At 56.1% G+C, this 20,759-nt stretch carries 19 protein-coding genes and 1 tRNA gene (1 of these 20 cut by a window edge); all 20 read right to left on the bottom strand.

The features are described 5' to 3' along the window. On the bottom strand, nt 1-101 hold the 5' portion of the coding sequence (gene gmhB / locus C2U47_RS11875; protein WP_043153901.1) for a D-glycero-beta-D-manno-heptose 1,7-bisphosphate 7-phosphatase. Its footprint begins 442 nt before the window's first position; the window shows 101 of its 543 coding nt (coding positions 1-101); it begins with the start codon at nt 99-101; the stop codon falls past the left edge of the window. A 113-nt stretch (nt 102-214) separates the two neighbouring features. Further along, complete coding sequence (gene tuf / locus C2U47_RS11870) at nt 215-1,399, bottom strand: elongation factor Tu (RefSeq protein WP_005306325.1); 1,185 nt, start codon at nt 1,397-1,399, stop codon at nt 215-217. A 54-nt stretch (nt 1,400-1,453) separates the two neighbouring features. Further along, entirely contained in the window at nt 1,454-3,559 is a 2,106-nt protein-coding gene (gene fusA / locus C2U47_RS11865) for an elongation factor G (RefSeq protein ID WP_010675948.1), read from the bottom strand. Between the two features lie 75 nt (nt 3,560-3,634). After that, the gene (rpsG, locus tag C2U47_RS11860; protein WP_010675949.1) at nt 3,635-4,105 is read right to left on the bottom strand and encodes a 30S ribosomal protein S7; all 471 of its coding nucleotides are present in this window, start codon (nt 4,103-4,105) and stop codon (nt 3,635-3,637) included. A 93-nt stretch (nt 4,106-4,198) separates the two neighbouring features. Then, nucleotides 4,199-4,573 carry a 30S ribosomal protein S12 gene (rpsL, locus tag C2U47_RS11855; RefSeq protein ID WP_005306278.1) on the bottom strand — a complete coding sequence of 125 codons (375 nt, stop codon included), beginning with the start codon at nt 4,571-4,573 and terminating at the stop codon, nt 4,199-4,201. Nucleotides 4,574-4,754: 181 nt separating this feature from the next. Next, nucleotides 4,755-5,033 (bottom strand): sulfurtransferase complex subunit TusB, encoded by a 279-nt coding sequence (tusB, locus tag C2U47_RS11850; protein ID WP_043153905.1) that lies wholly within the window; start codon nt 5,031-5,033, stop codon nt 4,755-4,757. A 7-nt stretch (nt 5,034-5,040) separates the two neighbouring features. Then, nucleotides 5,041-5,397 (bottom strand): sulfurtransferase complex subunit TusC, encoded by a 357-nt coding sequence (gene tusC / locus C2U47_RS11845; protein WP_029314860.1) that lies wholly within the window; start codon nt 5,395-5,397, stop codon nt 5,041-5,043. Between the two features lie 9 nt (nt 5,398-5,406). Next, entirely contained in the window at nt 5,407-5,799 is a 393-nt protein-coding gene (gene tusD / locus C2U47_RS11840; RefSeq protein WP_043153907.1) for a sulfurtransferase complex subunit TusD, read from the bottom strand. A gap of 86 nt (nt 5,800-5,885) precedes the next feature. Beyond that, nucleotides 5,886-6,266: a RidA family protein gene (locus tag C2U47_RS11835; protein ID WP_010675953.1), complete on the bottom strand. Its 381-nt coding sequence runs from the start codon at nt 6,264-6,266 to the stop codon at nt 5,886-5,888. Between the two features lie 26 nt (nt 6,267-6,292). Further along, the gene (locus tag C2U47_RS11830) at nt 6,293-7,009 is read right to left on the bottom strand and encodes a helix-turn-helix transcriptional regulator (RefSeq protein WP_043153909.1); all 717 of its coding nucleotides are present in this window, start codon (nt 7,007-7,009) and stop codon (nt 6,293-6,295) included. A 197-nt stretch (nt 7,010-7,206) separates the two neighbouring features. Beyond that, the gene (gene rpoC, locus C2U47_RS11825; protein ID WP_010675955.1) at nt 7,207-11,511 is read right to left on the bottom strand and encodes a DNA-directed RNA polymerase subunit beta'; all 4,305 of its coding nucleotides are present in this window, start codon (nt 11,509-11,511) and stop codon (nt 7,207-7,209) included. A 91-nt stretch (nt 11,512-11,602) separates the two neighbouring features. Then, the gene (gene rpoB, locus C2U47_RS11820; RefSeq protein ID WP_010675956.1) at nt 11,603-15,631 is read right to left on the bottom strand and encodes a DNA-directed RNA polymerase subunit beta; all 4,029 of its coding nucleotides are present in this window, start codon (nt 15,629-15,631) and stop codon (nt 11,603-11,605) included. 223 nt (nt 15,632-15,854) lie between these two features. Further along, on the bottom strand, nt 15,855-16,220 hold the full coding sequence (gene rplL / locus C2U47_RS11815) for a 50S ribosomal protein L7/L12 (RefSeq protein ID WP_010675957.1): 366 nt from the start codon (nt 16,218-16,220) through the stop codon (nt 15,855-15,857). Between the two features lie 51 nt (nt 16,221-16,271). Further along, complete coding sequence (gene rplJ, locus C2U47_RS11810) at nt 16,272-16,772, bottom strand: 50S ribosomal protein L10 (protein WP_042016252.1); 501 nt, start codon at nt 16,770-16,772, stop codon at nt 16,272-16,274. 256 nt (nt 16,773-17,028) lie between these two features. After that, nucleotides 17,029-17,730: a 50S ribosomal protein L1 gene (gene rplA, locus C2U47_RS11805; RefSeq protein ID WP_010675958.1), complete on the bottom strand. Its 702-nt coding sequence runs from the start codon at nt 17,728-17,730 to the stop codon at nt 17,029-17,031. Between the two features lie 4 nt (nt 17,731-17,734). After that, entirely contained in the window at nt 17,735-18,163 is a 429-nt protein-coding gene (rplK, locus tag C2U47_RS11800) for a 50S ribosomal protein L11 (RefSeq protein WP_005306313.1), read from the bottom strand. A gap of 134 nt (nt 18,164-18,297) precedes the next feature. Next, complete coding sequence (nusG, locus tag C2U47_RS11795; protein WP_010675959.1) at nt 18,298-18,849, bottom strand: transcription termination/antitermination protein NusG; 552 nt, start codon at nt 18,847-18,849, stop codon at nt 18,298-18,300. Between the two features lie 9 nt (nt 18,850-18,858). Next, on the bottom strand, nt 18,859-19,230 hold the full coding sequence (gene secE / locus C2U47_RS11790) for a preprotein translocase subunit SecE (RefSeq protein WP_010675960.1): 372 nt from the start codon (nt 19,228-19,230) through the stop codon (nt 18,859-18,861). 60 nt (nt 19,231-19,290) lie between these two features. Further along, a tRNA-Trp gene (locus C2U47_RS11785) sits at nt 19,291-19,367 on the bottom strand. A gap of 52 nt (nt 19,368-19,419) precedes the next feature. Continuing rightward, nucleotides 19,420-20,604, bottom strand: coding sequence for an elongation factor Tu (gene tuf / locus C2U47_RS11780; RefSeq protein WP_005306325.1), 1,185 nt, complete (start codon nt 20,602-20,604; stop codon nt 19,420-19,422). Nucleotides 20,605-20,759 lie beyond the last annotated feature (155 nt).

The following is a 20,759-nucleotide window of genomic DNA, read 5'->3' as shown; positions in this document are numbered from 1 at the left end:
ATCGCCCCGGGCAGAAAATGGAAGTCATCAACCTGGCTGACATAACCCGTGTCTTTGTTGATGACACCATCGCGATCCAAAAAAATGGCGGGTTTACTCACAGCAACTACCTCTATAGATGATTTCGCAAAAGTATCTCACAAGCCATCTAAAGCCCCAAAAGTAAAAGGGGTGGCCGAAGCCACCCCTTTTATGTGTGCATATAAAGTATCGATTAAGCGATAACTTTAGCTACAACACCAGCACCTACGGTACGGCCACCTTCACGGATGGCGAAACGCAGGCCGTCGTCCATCGCGATCGGGGCAATCAGGGTAACAACCATCTTGATGTTGTCGCCCGGCATGACCATCTCTACGCCTTCCGGCAGTTCGATGGTACCGGTCACGTCGGTAGTACGGAAGTAGAACTGCGGACGGTAGCCCTTGAAGAACGGAGTGTGACGACCACCTTCTTCCTTGGACAGCACGTACACTTCAGATTCGAACTTGGTGTGCGGCTTGATGGTGCCCGGCTTGGCCAGTACCTGACCACGCTCTACGTCTTCACGCTTCACGCCACGCAGCAGTGCGCCAACGTTCTCACCTGCACGACCTTCGTCCAGCAGTTTGCGGAACATTTCAACGCCGGTACAGGTGGTCTTGGTGGTATCTTTGATACCAACGATTTCCACTTCTTCACCAACCTTGACGATACCGCGCTCTACACGACCGGTAACTACGGTACCACGGCCTGCGATGGAGAATACGTCTTCGATAGGCATCAGGAACGGCTGGTCAATGGCACGCTCCGGCTCCGGAATGTAGGTGTCCAGGTGGCCAGCCAGTTCCAGGATCTTCTCTTCCCACTGAGCTTCGCCTTCCAGCGCTTTCAGTGCGGAACCACGGACTACCGGCAGGTCATCACCCGGGAAGTCGTACTCGGACAGCAGTTCGCGAACTTCCATCTCGACCAGTTCCAGCAGCTCTTCGTCATCTACCATGTCGCACTTGTTCATGAACACGATGATGTACGGAACGCCTACCTGACGACCCAGCAGGATGTGCTCACGAGTCTGCGGCATCGGGCCGTCAGTCGCTGCTACTACCAGGATTGCGCCGTCCATCTGGGCAGCACCGGTGATCATGTTTTTAACGTAGTCGGCGTGACCCGGGCAATCTACGTGGGCGTAGTGGCGGGTTGCAGTGTCGTATTCTACGTGGGAGGTGTTGATGGTGATACCACGCTCACGCTCTTCCGGTGCCTTGTCGATCTGGTCGAAGGCGAAAGCTTTACCACCGAAGTGCTTGGCCAGCACGTTGGTGATGGCGGCGGTCAGGGTGGTTTTACCGTGGTCAACGTGGCCGATGGTGCCGACGTTTACGTGCGGTTTATTACGCTCAAATTTTTCTTTAGACACGACGTAGTCCTTCTAGGTTAAACCCGCCTACCGTCGTAGGCGGGGAATCTTAAATTACTTGGATTTGCGCTCTTCGATCACGGCCTGGGCGACGTTGGTCGGGGCATCGTGATACTTGGCGAATTCCATGGCGTAGGAAGCACGACCCTGGGTAGCAGAACGCAGGGAGGTGGCGTAACCGAACATTTCGGCCAGCGGCACCAGCGCACGTACGATCTTGCCGGACGGGCCATCTTCCATGCCTTCGATCAGGCCGCGACGACGGTTCAGGTCACCGATCACGTCGCCCATGTAGTCTTCCGGAGTCTCGACTTCGACCTTCATGATCGGTTCGAGCAGTACCGGGTTGGCCTTCATGAAGCCAGCCTTGAACGCCAGAGAAGCAGCGATCTTGAACGCCAGCTCGGAAGAGTCGACATCGTGGTAGGAACCGAAGTGCAGACGTACACCCAGATCCATTACCGGATAGCCTGCCAGCGGGCCGGACTTCAGCTGCTCGCGGATACCCTTGTCAACACCCGGGATGAATTCGCCCGGAATCACGCCACCCTTGATGTCGTTGACGAATTCGTAGGCTTTGCCTTCTTCCAGCGGGTACATGTCGATAACGACGTGACCGTACTGACCACGACCACCGGACTGCTTGGCATGCTTGCCTTCAATATCCTTGACGGTGTTGCGGATGGTTTCACGGTAGGCAACCTGCGGCTTACCTACGTTGGCTTCTACCTTGAACTCGCGACGCATACGGTCAACGATGATGTCCAGGTGCAGCTCACCCATACCGGCGATGATGGTTTGGCCAGATTCTTCGTCGGTCCATACGCGGAAGGACGGATCTTCCTGAGCCAGACGGCCCAGAGCCAGGCCCATCTTCTCTTGGTCAGCCTTGGATTTCGGCTCAACGGCGATGGAGATTACCGGTTCCGGGAATTCCATACGCTCCAGGATGATCGGTGCGCTTTCGTCACACAGGGTGTCACCGGTGGTGACGTCCTTCAGGCCGATGGCAGCAGCGATGTCGCCTGCGCGAACTTCTTTGATCTCTTCACGCTTGTTGGCGTGCATCTGAACGATACGGCCGAAACGCTCGCGCTTCTCTTTAACGGAGTTCAGCACGGAGTCACCGGAGTTGACCACACCGGAGTAAACACGGAAGAAGGTCAGGTTGCCCACGAACGGGTCGGTAGCAATCTTGAATGCCAGAGCAGAGAACGGCTCGTCATCGGAAGCGTGACGCTCGTCCTTGGTCTCGCCATCCAGCTTCAGACCGTCGATAGCAGCAACGTCGGTCGGAGCCGGCAGGTACTCGACCACGGCATCCAGCATGGCCTGTACGCCCTTGTTCTTGAACGCGGAGCCACAGGTAACCAGGATGATTTCGTTGTTCAGAACACGCTGACGCAGAGCTTTCTTGATCTCTTCTTCAGTCAGTTCTTCACCACCCAGGTATTTTTCCATCAGGTCTTCAGACGCTTCAGCAGCGGCTTCAACCAGGTTCATGCGCATTTCTTGCGCCTGTTCCAGCAACTCAGCCGGGACGTCTTCGTAGTCGAAGGATACGCCCTGGTCAGCTTCGCTCCAGTTGATGGCTTTCATCTTGACCAGGTCGATAACGCCCTTGAAGTTCTCTTCGGAACCGATGTTCAGTTGCAGAGGAACCGGGTTACCTTTCAGACGGGTCTTGATGTGCTCAACGCAGCGCAGGAAGTTGGCACCGGTACGGTCCATCTTGTTGACGAACGCGATACGGGGAACCTTGTACTTGTTAGCCTGACGCCATACGGTTTCAGACTGGGGCTGTACGCCACCTACGGCACAGTACACCATCACGGCGCCATCCAGAACACGCATGGAACGCTCTACTTCGATAGTAAAGTCAACGTGGCCCGGGGTATCGATGATGTTGATACGGTGCGGTTGGAACTGTTTACCCATACCGGACCAGAAAGCGGTGGTCGCGGCGGAGGTGATGGTGATACCACGCTCTTGTTCCTGTTCCATCCAGTCCATGGTGGCGGCGCCATCGTGAACTTCACCGATCTTGTGACTTACACCGGTGTAAAACAGAACGCGCTCGGTAGTAGTAGTCTTACCGGCGTCGATGTGAGCGGAGATACCGATATTACGATAACGCTCAATGGGGGTTGTACGAGCCATTGTCATCCTCTTACTAGGGCGCTTGTCCCCAGATAATTAAAGGTGCGCAGAGTCATAAGACCCTGCGCAAGCGGATTACCAGCGGAAGTGAGCGAAGGCCTTGTTCGCTTCAGCCATACGGTGAACGTCTTCACGTTTCTTGACAGACGAACCCTTATTGTCAGCGGCATCCAGCAGCTCGCCAGCCAAACGCTGAGCCATTGATTTTTCACCACGTTTACGAGCGGCATCAACCAACCAGCGCATTGCCAGAGCATTGCGACGTACCGGACGAACTTCTACCGGCACCTGATAGGTTGCACCACCGACGCGACGAGATTTAACCTCGACCGCCGGACGAATGTTGTCCAGAGCGACTTCGAACAGGGCCAGGTGCTCTTTGCCAGATTTGGTGGCAATGATGTCCAGGGCGCCATAAACGATGGCTTCTGCAACAGATTTCTTACCGTCAACCATTACTACGTTGACAAATTTAGCCAGCAGCTCAGATCCGAACTTGGGATCCGGCAGGATTTTACGCTGACCAACAACACGACGTCTTGGCATTTCAAATTCTCCGTAACTTCAGGGGTTACCCAAAACTAGAAAGTTATCTAACTAGAAACGAATTAACGTTTGGCCTTACTTAACGGAGAACCATTAAGCTTTCGGACGCTTCACGCCGTACTTGGAGCGAGCCTGCTTACGGTCTTTAACACCGGCACAGTCCAACGCACCACGAACGGTGTGATAACGAACACCTGGCAAGTCTTTTACACGACCGCCACGGATCAGAACAACAGAGTGCTCTTGCAGGTTGTGACCTTCACCACCGATGTAGGAGGTGACTTCGAAGCCGTTGGTCAGACGTACACGGCATACTTTACGCAGTGCAGAGTTAGGCTTCTTCGGGGTGGTGGTGTATACACGGGTGCATACACCACGCTTCTGAGGGCACGCTTCCAGCGCCGGCACGTTGCTTTTCACAACGAGCTTGATGCGTGGCTTGCGAACCAACTGGTTAATAGTTGCCATCAAAAGGCTCCTGATAATGACTTCATAAACGTGTGAAAAATCCTCCCCGCAGATACGGGGACGCGAAATTTTATGCCCTGTTGTCTGGGGAGTCAAGATTTATACAATTTGCACACCGAAATGGCAAATGACAGTCGAATGACATTATGCTAAGCAACTGAGATAAAAAGGAAAACCAAGTCTAACCGCCCCAGGTCTGCGGTGATCCGTGCTCGGCGATCAACCTGATCAAACCCGGCATATCGAGTTCCATCCCGATCCCGGATGACAAGCCTCTCGCTTGCAGGTCTTCCTTCATGACGTAAAGGGGGACGTCTGCCAAGCGCTCGCACCACCCGGGGGCAGCCGCCGCCATCACGGCATCCTGCATCAACACCACCAGATCCCCTTCCATGCGGTAACGCAACGCCAACTCGAGATCCTGGCTCATGAAGGGAGAGTTCAATATCAGCTGTATCACGGACACCTCAGAAGCAGATGTGGGTGGTGAAACCCGCCCAGCTACGGCGAATTTCCGCAGGAGAGAGCGGAATAACTGGGATTAGCAGATCCGCCGCCGTCAGTCCTCGCTCAGCCAGTGACACCGCACAGACATAGATCTCCTCGATGTCATACAGTTCCAGCATCTTGAAGGTCGGGGCGTAGTGACGCTGCAATATGGCGTGTGGTGATTGCTCCCTCACCAGTTGCATTACGCCATCCCCCACCAGAAAGAGTGCCAGGGACTCCGTCAATGCAGAGGTGGCCAGCAGAGCATCCAGCCCCTCCCGACCACTCGCCGAACCATGGGGACCACGCCGTGAGATAAACGCTATTCTGGTCATTTTGTCCCCCTAGAACTGAACGAAGCGATCAGCGGTCAGTGCGGCTTCCGCCAACTGACCGAGCCCGCTCAGGCAGAATGGTGCTTCCAGATTGAAATGCTCCCGTCCCATTCCCTTGGCCTCCTGCTCATCCAGCACGCCACGGCGCATGGCCGCAGCCACACACACATCGATACGGATGCCCTGCTGGATGGCCAACTCGCGCCACAACGCCACCAGGTCGGTCTCATCGCTGGCTGGCGTATGGAGGCCATTGGCATTGCACACCCCCTCCTGATAGAAGAAGAGGTGGGACAAGCGGTGTCCCTGCTCGACCAGACTCAGGGCAAAACGATAGGCCGTGCTGGCCGTCTGGGTGCCATAGGCGGGCCCGGTGACCAGCAGAGCAAAATTCAGACTCATGATCGCACTCCTGCACAGCGGTGCATCCATTCTACCTCATAGACGCAAAAGCCCCTCCTGGGAGGGGCTTTTGCAATGAAACAGGCTCAGACGTAAGCGATGGCTTCGACTTCGACCAGCACATCCTTGGGCAGACGAGCGACCTCCACGCAGGAACGTGCCGGAGCGGATTCGCCAAAGTAGCGGGCATACACCTGGTTGAAGGCCACGAAGTTGTTCATGTCACTCAGGAAGCAGGTGGTCTTCAGTACCTTGCTGGTATCGGCCCCTGCGGCTTTCAAGACTGCGACCAGATTCTTCATCACCTGCTCTGCCTGAGCCTCGATGCCACCGGCAACGATGTCCATGGTGGCCGGATCGAGCGGGATCTGCCCGGAGGTAAAGACCAGCTCACCCAGCTTGGTAGCCTGGACATAAGGGCCAATTGCGGCAGGCGCCTTGTCGGTTGCAATCACTTCTTTAGCCATTGTTATCTATCCCCTATCTATGGCGCTTACTCGCTCTCTTCTTCACCCTGCTTGCGCTGTCGGATGTAGAGATACACGGTATGTTTGGAAATATTCAGCTTGTCGGCGACCAGGTTGATCGAATCCTTGATATCAAATATGCCCTTCTCGAACAACTGGGTCACGATAAAACGGTTCTTGGCATTGTTGGCCACGGAGGGATCACGATTGACCTCGTCGATGGTGTTGTCCACCGTCTGGGCAACCAGCTCTTCGACGCTGTTGGCGAAGGTCTCCGGTGATTGCCGCTCCACCTGCTGTGGCGTCGGGAAGAATTCGGCCACGAACTCGTGGAAAGGTGCATTGATGTGCAGGTTGATGCAGATAAGGCCGATCACCTGCTTGTCGCGGTTACGGATGGCGATGGTGCTCGACTTCATCAAGGCACCGGTCCGACTGCGGGCAAAATAACTCTGGGTGTGATCCTGACCCGTGCTCTCGATATCCTTGAGCATCCGCAGGGCGAGATCGGTGATCGGCGCCCCCAGAGTTCGACCCGTATTGAAACCATTCGCTATTTGGATCACGGACTCATGCAGATTTTCCAGGGAGTGGAGCACCACCTCGCAGTGCTTGCCGAACAGATCGGCCAGGCCTTCGATAAGGCCCCCATATGAACGCAACAGCTCCCTGTCTTCGTCTGTAAAAGCGCGACCGCTCAGTTGCTCTTCGGGAAGCAGTACTTCCTCGATACCGACAGCCATGTTCTACCCCTGTAATACCCATTCAACTTTCCCGAGTTTTCAGTTGCGACGGGGCAATGTCAACTTTTTTTGATTTTTTGCTCTATAACCTTGCACTGGATCATCCCCCTGCCCCAGCCCAGTGCACGCTGGGCGCCGGATGGGAAATAAAAAAAGGGCCCCTAGAAGGGGCCCTTTTCGATCACTGCAGCGGAAGATTACTCTTCGTCAAAACTGCCGGCTGCGTTGAGCAGATCCGCCAGGTTTTGCTGAGCTTCATCGGCAGTCACCTGCGGCACACCGACAGCACGGGCTGCGGCGGCACGCTGGTTGATGCGGCTGTGGTGGTAGGCAAAGCCGGTACCAGCCGGGATCAGACGACCCACGATCACGTTCTCTTTCAGGCCGCGCAGTTCATCACGCTTGCCACCCACGGCCGCTTCGGTCAGCACGCGGGTGGTCTCCTGGAAGGAAGCTGCGGAGATGAAAGACTCGGTGCTCAGAGATGCCTTGGTAATACCCATCAGGATATGACGGTAGGTAGCCGGGGTCTTGCCTTCGGCAACCAGTTTACGGTTGGCAATCTTCACACGGGCCACTTCAACCTGCTCACCTTCGATCAGGTCGGTGTCGCCAGCGCTCAGGATCTCGCACTTGCGAAGCATCTGACGCACGATGACTTCGATGTGCTTGTCGTTGATCTTAACGCCTTGCAGACGGTAAACGTCCTGCACTTCGTTGGCGATGTAGTTGGCGACCGGGCTGATACCGCGCAGACGCAGGATGTCATGAGCAGACTCGGGACCGTCCGCCAGCACTTCACCCTTCTCAACTTTTTCACCTTCGAACACGTTGAGGTGACGCCATTTCGGAATCATCTCTTCGTAGATCTCGCCACCATCGGTCGGGGTGATGACCAGACGGCGTTTGCCCTTGGTCTCTTTCCCGAAGGAGATGGTACCGGAGATCTCGGCCAGGATGGCCGGCTCTTTCGGCTGACGTGCTTCGAACAGATCCGCAACGCGCGGCAGACCACCGGTGATGTCCTTGGTACCGCTGGACTCTTGCGGGATACGCGCAACCGCATCACCCACGCCCACGTTGGCACCATCTTCCAGGTTCACGATCGCCTTGCCCGGCAGGAAGTACTGGGCGGGAACGTCGGTGCCCGGGATCATCACATCCTTGCCGTTCAGATCGACCAGTTTCACGGTCGGACGCATCTCTTTACCGGCGCTCGGACGCTCGTTGACATCCAGCACGACGATGGAAGAGAGACCGGTCAGCTCGTCGGTCTGACGAGTGATGGTCACACCGTCGATCATGTGTTCGAAGTGCAGGCGACCCGCCACTTCGGTGATGATCGGGTGGGTGTGCGGGTCCCAGTTCGCGACGGTATCACCGGCGTTCACCGCTTCGCCATCCTTCACTTCCAGCACGGAACCGTAAGGCAGCTTGTGGCTTTCCTTGGTACGGCCCATCTCGTCCATGATGGTCAGCTCGGTAGAACGGGAGGTGATAACCAGCTTGTCAGAGTTGTTCAGAACGAACTTGGCGTTCTGCAACTTGATGCTACCGGTGTTCTTCACCTGGATGCTGCTCTCGGCAGCCGCTCGGGATGCGGCACCACCGATGTGGAAGGTACGCATCGTCAGCTGGGTGCCCGGTTCACCGATGGACTGAGCGGCGATAACACCGACAGCCTCACCCTTGTTAACCAGGTGACCACGGGCCAGATCACGGCCGTAGCAGTGAGCACAGTTACCGAAGTCGGTCTCACAGGTGATGGCAGAACGTACCTTCACGCGGTCGACGGAGTTGCGCTCCAGCAGGTCACACAGCTGCTCGTCGAGCAGGGTGTTGCGCGCTACCAGCACTTCATCCTCGGTACCCGGCTTGATCACGTCTTCGGCCACCACACGACCCAACACGCGCTCACGCAGCGGCTCGACCACGTCGCCACCCTCGATCAGCGGAGTCATCCACAGACCGTCGGTAGTGCCGCAATCGTCCTCGGTGATCACCATGTCCTGGGCCACGTCAACCAGACGACGGGTCAGGTAACCGGAGTTCGCTGTCTTCAGCGCGGTATCCGCCAGACCTTTACGAGCACCGTGAGTGGAGATGAAGTACTGCAGTACGTTCAGACCTTCACGGAAGTTCGCCACGATCGGCGTTTCGATGATGGAGCCATCCGGCTTCGCCATCAGGCCACGCATACCGGCCAGCTGACGGATCTGGGCGGCGGAACCCCGCGCACCAGAGTCGGCCATCATGAAGATGCTGTTGAAGGAGGCTTGCTCTTCCTCATCGCCCAGGGAGTTGACGTTACGCTCCTTGGAAAGGTTGTCCATCATGGCCTTGGAGACGCGATCGTTCGCGCTGGCCCAGATATCGATAACCTTGTTGTAGCGTTCGCCCGCGGTCACCAGACCGGACAGGAACTGGTCCTGGATCTCGGCGACTTCGGCTTCTGCAGCAGCGATGATGTCTTTCTTGGCATCCGGGATGACCATGTCATCGATACCAACAGAGGCACCGGACAGGGCCGCGTAGTGGAAACCGGTATACATCAGCTGGTCAGCGAAGATGACGGTATCCTTCAGGCCCTGCTTGCGATAGCAGGTGTTCAGCAGACGGGAGATGAGCTTTTTGCCCAGCGCCTTGTTGGAGACGCACTTGATCCAGTTCTGCGGGTTGGCGTCCAGATCAGCCTGCTCTGCAGCAGTCAGTACCTTGGGCTCGTCAATCAGCGCGTACTCCATGCCTTTGGGCAGGATCAGGCTCAGGATCGCACGACCAACGGTGGTGTTCTTCATCTCGGTCTTGGCAACCAGCTCACCGGCTTCGTTCTTCACGTACTCGGTGATGCGGCACTTGACGCGAGCATGCAGGTCGGCCAGACCGGCACGGTAGACCTTCTCGGCCTCTTTCGGACCGGACAGCACCATACCTTCGCCCTTGGCGTTGATACGGGCACGGGTCATGTAGTACAGACCCAAGACCACGTCCTGGGAAGGAACGATGATCGGCTCACCGGAGGCAGGCGACAGGATGTTGTTGGTGGACATCATCAGGGCGCGCGCTTCCAGCTGGGCTTCCAGGGTTAGCGGTACGTGGACCGCCATCTGGTCACCGTCGAAGTCCGCGTTATACGCAGCACAAACCAGCGGGTGCAGCTGGATGGCCTTCCCTTCGATCAGGGTCGGTTCAAACGCCTGGATACCCAGACGGTGCAGGGTCGGTGCACGGTTCAGCAGAACCGGGTGTTCGCGGATCACTTCGTCCAGGATGTCCCAAACGACGGCTTCTTCGCGCTCCACCATCTTCTTGGCGGCCTTGATCGTGGTCGCCAGACCGCGGGATTCCAGCTTGCCGTAGATGAAGGGCTTGAACAGTTCCAGTGCCATCTTCTTCGGCAGACCGCACTGATGCAGACGCAGGGTCGGACCTACGGTGATAACGGAACGACCGGAGTAGTCGACACGCTTACCCAGCAGGTTCTGACGGAAACGACCTTGCTTACCCTTGATCATGTCGGCCAGGGATTTCAGCGGGCGCTTGTTGGAACCGGTGATGGCACGACCACGACGGCCGTTGTCCAGCAGGGCATCCACGGACTCTTGCAGCATGCGCTTTTCGTTGCGCACGATGATGTCCGGCGCAGCCAGATCCAGCAGACGCTTCAAGCGGTTGTTACGGTTGATCACGCGACGGTACAGATCGTTCAGATCGGAGGTCGCGAAACGGCCGCCGTCCAGCGGTACCAGCGGACGCAGGTCCGGCGGCAGCACGGGCAGCACTGTCATGATCATCCACTCCGGCTTGTTGCCGGATTGCAGGAAGGCTTCCATCAGCTTCAGACGCTTGGTGGTCTTCTTGCGCTTGGTCTCGGAGTTGGTCTGATCCAGCTCCTCACGCATGGCTTTGACTTCACCTTCCAGATCGATGGCGCGCAGCAGGGCCAGAATGGCCTCGGCACCCATCTTGGCGTCGAATTCGTCGCCCCACTCTTCCAGTGCGTCCAGATAGTTCTCTTCGGACAGCATCTGGCTGCGCTCGAGGTTGGTCATGCCGGGTTCGATCACTACATAGGATTCGAAATACAGCACGCGCTCGATGTCACGCAGGGTCATGTCCAGCAGCAGACCGATACGGGACGGCAGGGACTTCAGGAACCAGATGTGGGCAGTCGGGCTGGCCAGCTCGATGTGGCCCATGCGCTCACGACGGACCTTGGTCTGGGTCACTTCTACACCGCACTTCTCGCAGATCACACCACGGTGTTTCAGGCGCTTGTACTTGCCGCACAGACACTCGTAGTCCTTCACCGGTCCGAAGATACGGGCGCAGAACAGACCATCACGCTCCGGCTTGAAAGTCCGGTAGTTGATGGTCTCAGGCTTTTTGACCTCACCGAATGACCAGGAGCGGATCATGTCAGGAGAGGCCAGACCGATCTTGATACTGTCAAACTCTTCGGTCTTGGTCTGAGCCTTCAAAAACTTGAGTAAGTCTTTCACGTGTTTCCCCTGTCAGGAGTCTAACCTCGGCGCCCCGGCTGCCGAAACAGCGGGGCGCCCACGTCAATTCTCGAACAATAAGAGCGAGCTCTTACTCTTCGTCCAGCTCGATGTTGATACCCAGAGAGCGGATTTCCTTCAGCAATACGTTGAAGGATTCGGGCATGCCCGGCTCCATACGGTGGTCGCCATCCACGATGTTCTTGTACATCTTGGTACGGCCGTTCACATCGTCAGACTTGACGGTCAGCATTTCCTGCAGGGTATATGCCGCACCGTAAGCCTCCAGGGCCCACACTTCCATCTCACCGAACCGCTGACCACCGAACTGCGCCTTACCACCCAGCGGCTGCTGGGTAACCAGGCTGTAGGAACCGGTAGAACGCGCGTGCATCTTGTCGTCTACTAGGTGGTTCAGCTTCAGCATGTACATGTAACCCACGGTGACCTTGCGCTCGAAGGCGTTACCGGTACGACCGTCGAACAGGGAGATCTGACCGGATTCCGGCAGATCGGCCAGCTTCAGCAAGGCTTTGATTTCGCGCTCTTTGGCACCATCAAAGACAGGTGTAGCCACCGGCAGACCCTTACGCAGGTTACCCACCAGGGTACGCACGTCGTCGTCAGACAGTTCGGCAATGTTCACTTGCTGGGAGTCCTTCTCGCCCAGGTCATAGACCTGTTGCAGGAACTCGCGCATCTCGTGCAGCTCGCGCTGTTCTTTGATCATGCGGTCGATCTTCTCGCCGATGCCCTTGGCCGCGAGGCCCAGGTGCACTTCGAGGATCTGACCGATGTTCATACGAGACGGTACACCCAGCGGGTTCAGTACGATGTCGACCGGACGGCCGTACTCGTCATGGGGCATATCCTCGACCGGACAGATCTTGGAGATAACACCCTTGTTACCGTGACGGCCCGCCATCTTGTCACCCGGCTGGATGCGACGCTTGACGGCCAGATAGACCTTGACGATCTTCAGTACGCCCGGCGCCAGGTCATCGCCCTGGATGATCTTGCGACGCTTGTTCTCGAATTTCTTGTCGAACTCGGCCTTCAGCTCAACGTGCTGTTCAGCGATCTGCTCCAGCTCGATTTGCTTGGCTTCATCTTCGATGGCCAGCTCAAACCACTTGGAACGATCGAGCTTGTTCAGACGATCTTCGCTGTAACCGGCGGCCAGCAGCAGGTTGCGGGAACGGCCGAAAATGCCGTCTTCCAGGATCTTGAACTCTTCGGTCAAGTCCTTCTTCGCTTCCTTCAACTGCATCTCTTCGATTTCTTTGGCGCGCTTGTCTTTTTCCACGCCATCGCGGGTAAAGACCTGCACGTCAACCACGGTACCGTACACACCGTTCGGTACACGCAGGGAAGAGTCCTTCACGTCGGACGCCTTCTCACCGAAGATGGCGCGCAGCAGCTTCTCTTCCGGAGTCAGCTGGGTTTCACCTTTCGGCGTTACCTTACCGACCAGAATGTCGCCACCCTTCACTTCGGCACCCACGTAGACGATACCGGACTCGTCCAGCTTGGACAGAGCGGCTTCACCCACGTTCGGGATGTCAGCAGTGATCTCTTCCGGACCCAGCTTGGTGTCACGGGAGATACAGGCCAGTTCCTGGATGTGAATGGTGGTCAGGCGATCTTCCTGAACAACACGCTCGTTCACCAGGATCGAGTCTTCGAAGTTGTAACCGTTCCACGGCATGAACGCGACGCGCAGGTTCTGACCCAGCGCCAGTTCACCAAGATCGGTGGACGGGCCGTCAGCCAGCACGTCGCCCGCCATCACCGGCTCACCCAACATCACGCACGGACGCTGGTTGATACAGGTGTTCTGGTTGGAACGGGTGTATTTGGTCAGGCTGTAGATGTCGATGCCGGCTTCGCCAGGCAGCAGCTCATCTTCGTTGACCTTGATAACGATACGGGAGGCATCGACGTAGTCGATCATGCCGCCACGCTTGGCCACTACGGTCACACCGGAGTCAACGGCCACTGCGCGTTCCATACCGGTACCTACCAGCGGCTTGTCAGCGCGCAGGGTCGGTACAGCCTGACGTTGCATGTTTGAACCCATCAATGCGCGGTTCGCGTCATCGTGTTCCAGGAACGGGATCAGGGCCGCTGCCACAGAGACGATCTGCTGCGGGCTCACGTCCATGTACTGGATCTGGTCGGCGTTCATAAAGGTGGATTCACCTTTGTGACGGCACGGGATCAATTCATCTTTCAGACGGCCATCTTCGGTGGTCGCGGCGTTGGCCTGTGCGATCACGTACTTGCCTTCTTCAATCGCAGACAGGTAATCCACTTCGTCGGTGATCACACCGTCGATCACCTTGCGGTACGGGGTCTCGAGGAAACCGTACTCGTTGGTGCGGGAATACACGGACAGCGAGTTGATCAGACCGATGTTCGGACCTTCCGGCGTTTCGATGGGACACAGACGACCGTAGTGGGTCGGGTGTACGTCTCGAACTTCGAAACCGGCACGCTCACGGGTCAAACCGCCCGGGCCCAGCGCGGAGATACGGCGCTTGTGGGTCACTTCGGACAGCGGGTTGTTCTGGTCCATGAACTGGGACAGCTGGCTGGAACCAAAGAACTCTTTGACCGCTGCGGAGATCGGCTTGGCGTTGATCAGATCCTGCGGCATCAGGGTGTCCAGATCGCCCAGAGACAGGCGCTCCTTCACCGCACGCTCGACACGGACCAGACCGACACGGAACTGGTTCTCGGCCATTTCACCGACGGAACGAATACGACGGTTACCCAGGTGGTCGATATCGTCCACTTCGTCGTTACCGTTACGGATGTCGATCAGGCGCTTCATGACCTCGACGATATCGTCCTTGGTCAGCACGCCAACGCCAGTCTCGTCTTCACGACCCAGACGGCGGTTGAACTTCATCCGACCTACGGTAGACAGGTCGTAACGCTCGGACGAGAAGAACAGGTTCTCGAACAGCTGTTCGGCCGCTTCGCGAGTGGGCGGCTCGCCCGGACGCATCATGCGATAGATCTCGACCAGAGCTTCCAGGCGGCTGGAGCTGGAGTCGATACGCAGGGTCTCGGACATGTAGGCACCGTGGTCCAGTTCGTTGGTGAACAGAACCTCGAAGTGCTTGAAGCCGGCTTGGGACAGGTTGGCAACTGCTTCCAGGCTCAGGGCCTGGTTGGCAGTCACGACCATTTCACCAGTCTGCGGATGTGCATAGTTCTTGGCTGCAACTTTGCCAACAACATACTCTACCGGCACCTCGATCTGAGTGATGCCGTCTTTTTCCAGCTGACGGATGTGACGGGCAGTGACACGACGACCGGTCTCGACCACCACGGCGCCATTGGCAATGATGTCGAAGGTCGCGGTCTCGCCACGCAGGCGCTCGGGCACCAGATCCATCATCAACTTGCCATCTTTCACTTCGAAACCGATGGTCTCGAAGAAGGTGGCCAGGATTTCTTCGGAGCTGAAGTCCAGGGCGCGCAGAATAATGGAGGCTGGCAGTTTACGACGACGGTCGATACGGACAAACAGGTTGTCTTTCGCATCGAACTCGAAGTCCAGCCAGGAGCCACGGTAGGGGATAACGCGAGCGTTATAAAGCACCTTACCGGATGAATGTGTTTTGCCTTTATCGTGGTCGAAGAAGACGCCCGGGCTGCGGTGCAGCTGGGAGACGATGACCCGCTCGGTACCATTGATGACAAAGGTGCCGTTTTCGGTCATGAGCGGAATTTCGCCCATGTAAACTTCTTGTTCCTTGATGTCTTTGACGGTGCCGGCAGCTGCTTCACGGTCGTACAGAACCATACGAAGCTTGACACGCAGCGGCGCGGAGTAGGTCACTCCACGGATCTGGCATTCTTTTACGTCAAATACCGGCTCACCCAGGCGATAGCTGACATACTGAAGCTCAGCACTACCGGAGTAACTGGTGATCGGGAAAACGCTACGGAAGGCGGCTTCTAGGCCGTACTCACCTTCCGGGTCAGCCTCGATGAACTGCTTGAAGGAGTCCAGCTGAATGGACAACAGATAAGGCGTGTCCAGTACCTGGTCTCGCTTACCGAAGTCCTTACGTATGCGTTTTTTTTCGGTATAAGAGTAAACCATAGGGTTCCTCAGCTCGCTGATAAGTGACCCACTCTGTCCCCACGGGACAGCTCTGTCTCAACACCGTTTTGTGTTGGCCCGGACGATGAGGCGGTCCGGATTGCTGGTGCACCGAGAGTCGTGAACGGTGTGAAATACTCTCAGTCTACAGCGCAAAAAGGCTGGTGAATAAAGATTCACCAGCCTTAGCCTGTTTTATCAGGCTAATCTACATAAATGCAGATTATTTGATCTCAACAGAAGCACCGGCAGCTTCCAGCTCTTTCTTCAGAGCTTCAGCTTCGTCCTTGGACACGGCTTCTTTCAGATTGGTCGGAGCAGCTTCTACCAGGTCCTTGGCTTCTTTCAGGCCCAGACCGGTAGCGCCACGAACGGCCTTGATGACGGCAACTTTGTTGGCGCCAGCAGCAGTCAGAACTACGTCGAACTCGGTCTTCTCTTCTACTGCTTCAGCAGCAGCCGGGCCGGCCATGACGGCAGCAGCGGCAGAAACACCGAACTTCTCTTCCATAGCTTCGATCAGCTCAACAACTTCCATTACGGACATGGAAGCAACGGCTTCGATGATTTGGTCTTTAGTGATAGACATGACAAAAATTCCTGATGTTGAATAAACTCAAACAGCCTAGATAGGCGAGAATCAAGCAGCAGCTTGTTTCTGGTCGCGAACAGCAGCGATAGTACGAACCAGTTTGCCAGCAGAGGCTTCCTTCATGGTAGCCATCAACTTCGCAATTGCTTCTTCGTAAGTCGGCAGCGTGGCCAGACGATCAATTTGTGCTGCGGCGATAAACTCACCGTTAAAAGCGCCAGCCTTGATTTCGAACTTTTGGTTCGCTTTGGCAAACTCTTTGAACAGACGAGCGGCAGCGCCCGGGTGTTCGTTAGAGAAAGCAATCAAGGTAGGACCGGTAAATGCGTCGTTCAGGCACTCGTATTCGGTACCTTCTACCGCGCGACGCAGCAGGGTGTTACGCACAACGCGCATGTACACACCAGCTTCACGAGCGGTCTTACGCAGGACGGTCATCTTCTCTACAGTGACGCCGCGAGAATCGGCTACAACTGCAGAAAGAGCGCCTTTGGCAGCTTCGTTGACTTCAGCAACAATTGCCTTTTTGTCTTCGAGTCCCAATGCCATTGGCTTAACTCCTGGATTGAATCCGGGTCTGTTGACCCAGTACTGACACATCCCCCCTACCTTTACAACAGAGGGGAACGATGCGGTAGCAGGATTCCAGAAGAGAAAGAATCTTTCTCGCTGGGTTTCCGGCACCGTCTACGCAGGAAGAATTAAGGCTTTGCGGCCTCCTGCGGTCTTGGACGGAGGTCGAAACCCCCAACCAATCAAGGCGCAAAATTATAGATTAAATTTTGCGCCTTGTAAAACCCATCAATTAGGCCTGAGCTTCCAGGGAAGCTTGGTCTACGGCAACACCGGCACCCATGGTGGTGGAGATGCTGACTTTCTTGATGAATACACCCTTGGCGGAGGACGGCTTGGCCTTCTTCAAGGCAACCAGCAGCGCTTCCAGGTTTTCTTTCAGCTGAACTTCGTTGAAAGAGACCTTGCCCAGTGTGGTATGAATGATACCGTTCTTGTCGTTACGGTAACGAACCTGACCAGCCTTGGCGTTCTTGACGGCTTCGGCTACGTTCGGAGTGACGGTACCCACTTTCGGGTTCGGCATCAGACCGCGCGGGCCCAGGATTTGACCCAGTTGACCAACAACACGCATGGCATCCGGGGATGCGATGACGACGTCGAAGTTCATCTCGCCTTTCTTGACCAGCTCGGCCAGGTCGTCCATACCAACCAGTTCAGCACCGGCAGCCTTGGCGGCTTCGGCGTTGGCACCCTGGGTGAACACGGCGACACGGATGTCACGACCGGTACCGTGCGGCAGTACAGTTGCACCACGTACGTTCTGATCGGATTTACGAGCATCGATACCCAGGTTAACGGCAACGTCAACGCTTTCAACGAACTTGGCAGTAGCCAGTTCTTTCAGCAGGGCAATGGCTTCGTTGATGGAGTACTCTTTGGTACCGTCAACTTTTTCGCGAATAACGCGCATACGCTTGGACAGTTTAGCCATTGTCTTACTCCTCCACTACCAGGCCCATGGAACGAGCGGAACCGGCGATGCAACGTACTTTTGCATCCAGATCGGCACCAGTCATATCCGGCTCTTTGGTCTTGGCGATTTCTTGCAGCTGAGCCACAGTCACCTTACCAACCTTGTCTTTGTTCGGCTTGGCAGAACCAGACTGGATACCAGCGGCTTTCTTCAGCAGGAAGGAAGCGGGCGGAGTCTTGGTTTCGAAGGTGAAGGAACGGTCGCTGTAAACGGTGATCACGACCGGAGTCGGAGAACCTTTTTCCAGCTTTTCTGTACGGGCGTTGAACGCCTTACAGAATTCCATGATGTTCACGCCGTGCTGACCCAGAGCGGGACCAACGGGAGGGCTGGGGTTAGCACTGCCAGCCTTAACTTGCAGCTTGATATAAGCTGTGACTTTCTTAGCCATTACAAAAATACCTCAAAAATGGGTTCTAACGCCTCGGAGACATGCTCCTGCAAACGGCTCCCCAACAAATAAAGGGGCAGCGAATTATAGAGATAATCGCTGCCCCTGACAACCGTTAAACGTACAGAGATTAATCAGCCTTTTTCGACCTGACCAAAATCCAGTTCTACCGGCGTTGAGCGGCCGAAGATCAGTACGGAGACCTTCACGCGGCTCTTTTCGTAGTCCACCTCTTCAACGGTACCGTTGAAGTCGGCGAACGGACCATCGGCAACCCGGACCATCTCACCCGGTTCAAACAGGGTTTTCGGACGCGGCTTGTCGTGGGCATCTTGCAGACGATTGAGGATGGCATCCGCTTCCTTATCGGAGATAGGAGCAGGGCGATCGGAGGTACCGCCGATGAAACCCATTACACGTGGTACATTGCGTACCAGGTGCCATGTGGTTTCATCCATCACCATCTGGACCAGGACGTATCCCGGGAAAAATTTGCGCTCACTCTTGCGCTTCTGGCCAGCACGCATCTCGACCACTTCTTCGGTCGGGACCAGCACTTCACCAAACAGCTCTTCCATGCCATGCATCTTGATATGTTCACGCAGGGATTTGGCAACACGGCCTTCGTAGCCGGAAAATGCCTGCACGACATACCATCTCATACGCTGTTCACGTTGTTCAGTCATGGCTTATCCTTACACACCGGTAATCAGGTTGACCAACCAGACCAAGGCGCCGTCCAACACGAACAGCAGCAGCCCCATCACGGCAGTCACCGCCAGCACAATCAGGGTTGTCTGAATGGCTTCCTGACGGGTCGGCCATACGACCTTGCGGACTTCCAGGCGAGACTCACGGGCAAACGCCAGTGTTGCCTTGCCCTTGGTGGTTTGCAGGGCCACTGCACCGGCAGCAGCGATGACAACGACCACACCCAGGGCGCGGACGGCAGCAATAACGTCGCTCAGCAGGTAATTGCCCACTACAGCGGCCGCCAGGATGATGAAAACCAGGCCCCAAAGCAGGGTATCCTTGCTTCCGCCCTGACCCTCAGAACTAACACTCATACAACCCACCTGTATCTGACGTAACCAAAGACACAAAAGCCCCGTACGAGACGAGGTATATGGCAGGGGCGGCAGGACTCGAACCCGCAACCATCGGTTTTGGAGACCGCTGTTCTACCAATTCGAACTACGCCCCTGCATAAGAAAGCCCCTATTATAGGGGCTTTGCTTTATTTATGTAAGCCAAGATTAAGCGATAACTTTGGCTACAACACCAGCACCTACGGTACGGCCACCTTCACGGATGGCGAAACGCAGGCCGTCGTCCATCGCGATCGGGGCAATCAGGGTAACAACCATCTTGATGTTGTCGCCCGGCATTACCATCTCTACGCCTTCCGGCAGTTCGATGGTACCGGTCACGTCGGTAGTACGGAAGTAGAACTGCGGACGGTAGCCCTTGAAGAACGGGGTATGACGACCACCTTCTTCTTTGGACAGCACGTACACTTCAGATTCAAACTTGGTGTGCGGCTTGATGGTGCCCGGCTTGGCCAGTACCTGACCACGCTCTACGTCTTCACGCTTCACGCCACGCAGCAGTGCGCCAACGTTCTCACCTGCACGACCTTCGTCCAGCAGTTTGCGGAACATTTCAACGCCGGTACAGGTGGTCTTGGTGGTATCTTTGATACCAACGATTTCCACTTCTTCACCAACCTTGACGATACCGCGCTCTACACGACCGGTTACTACGGTACCACGGCCTGCGATGGAGAAGACGTCTTCGATAGGCATCAGGAACGGCTGGTCAATGGCACGCTCCGGCTCCGGAATGTAGGTGTCCAGGTGGCCAGCCAGTTCCAGGATCTTCTCTTCCCACTGAGCTTCGCCTTCCAGCGCTTTCAGTGCGGAACCACGGACTACCGGCAGGTCATCACCCGGGAAGTCGTACTCGGACAGCAGTTCGCGAACTTCCATCTCGACCAGTTCCAGCAGCTCTTCGTCATCTACCATGTCGCACTTGTTCATGAACACGATGATGTACGGAACGCCTACCTGACGACCCAGCAGGATGTGCTCACGAGTCTGCGGCATCGGGCCGTCAGTCGCTGCTACTACCAGGATTGCGCCGTCCATCTGGGCAGCACCGGTGATCATGTTTTTAACGTAGTCGGCGTGACCCGGGCAATCTACGTGAGCGTAGTGGCGGGTAGCGGTGTCGTATTCTACGTGGGAGGTGTTGATGGTGATACCACGCTCACGCTCTTCCGGTGCCTTGTCGATCTGGTCGAAGGCGAAAGCTTTACCACCGAAGTGCTTGGCCAGCACGTTGGTGATGGCGGCGGTCAGGGTGGTTTTACCGTGGTCAACGTGGCCGATGGTACCCACGTTAACGTGCGGTTTATTACGCTCAAATTTTTCTTTAGACATGATCGTCCCTCTAAACTAACGCTGAGTACGCGGTGGCAAGCTAACCACAGAACAGTTTATATGATGGATATGAATCAAGGGGAGTAGAGAGGTTGGTGCTGACAGGCTGGTTCGATTGCCGAACTCACCCTAAGGTGTGGCTCTCAGAATTACCT

This window comes from Aeromonas sp. ASNIH7 (genome assembly GCF_002903485.1).
Taxonomy (GTDB): domain Bacteria; phylum Pseudomonadota; class Gammaproteobacteria; order Enterobacterales; family Aeromonadaceae; genus Aeromonas; species Aeromonas caviae.
This window is presented reverse-complemented; position numbering and strand designations above follow the sequence as displayed.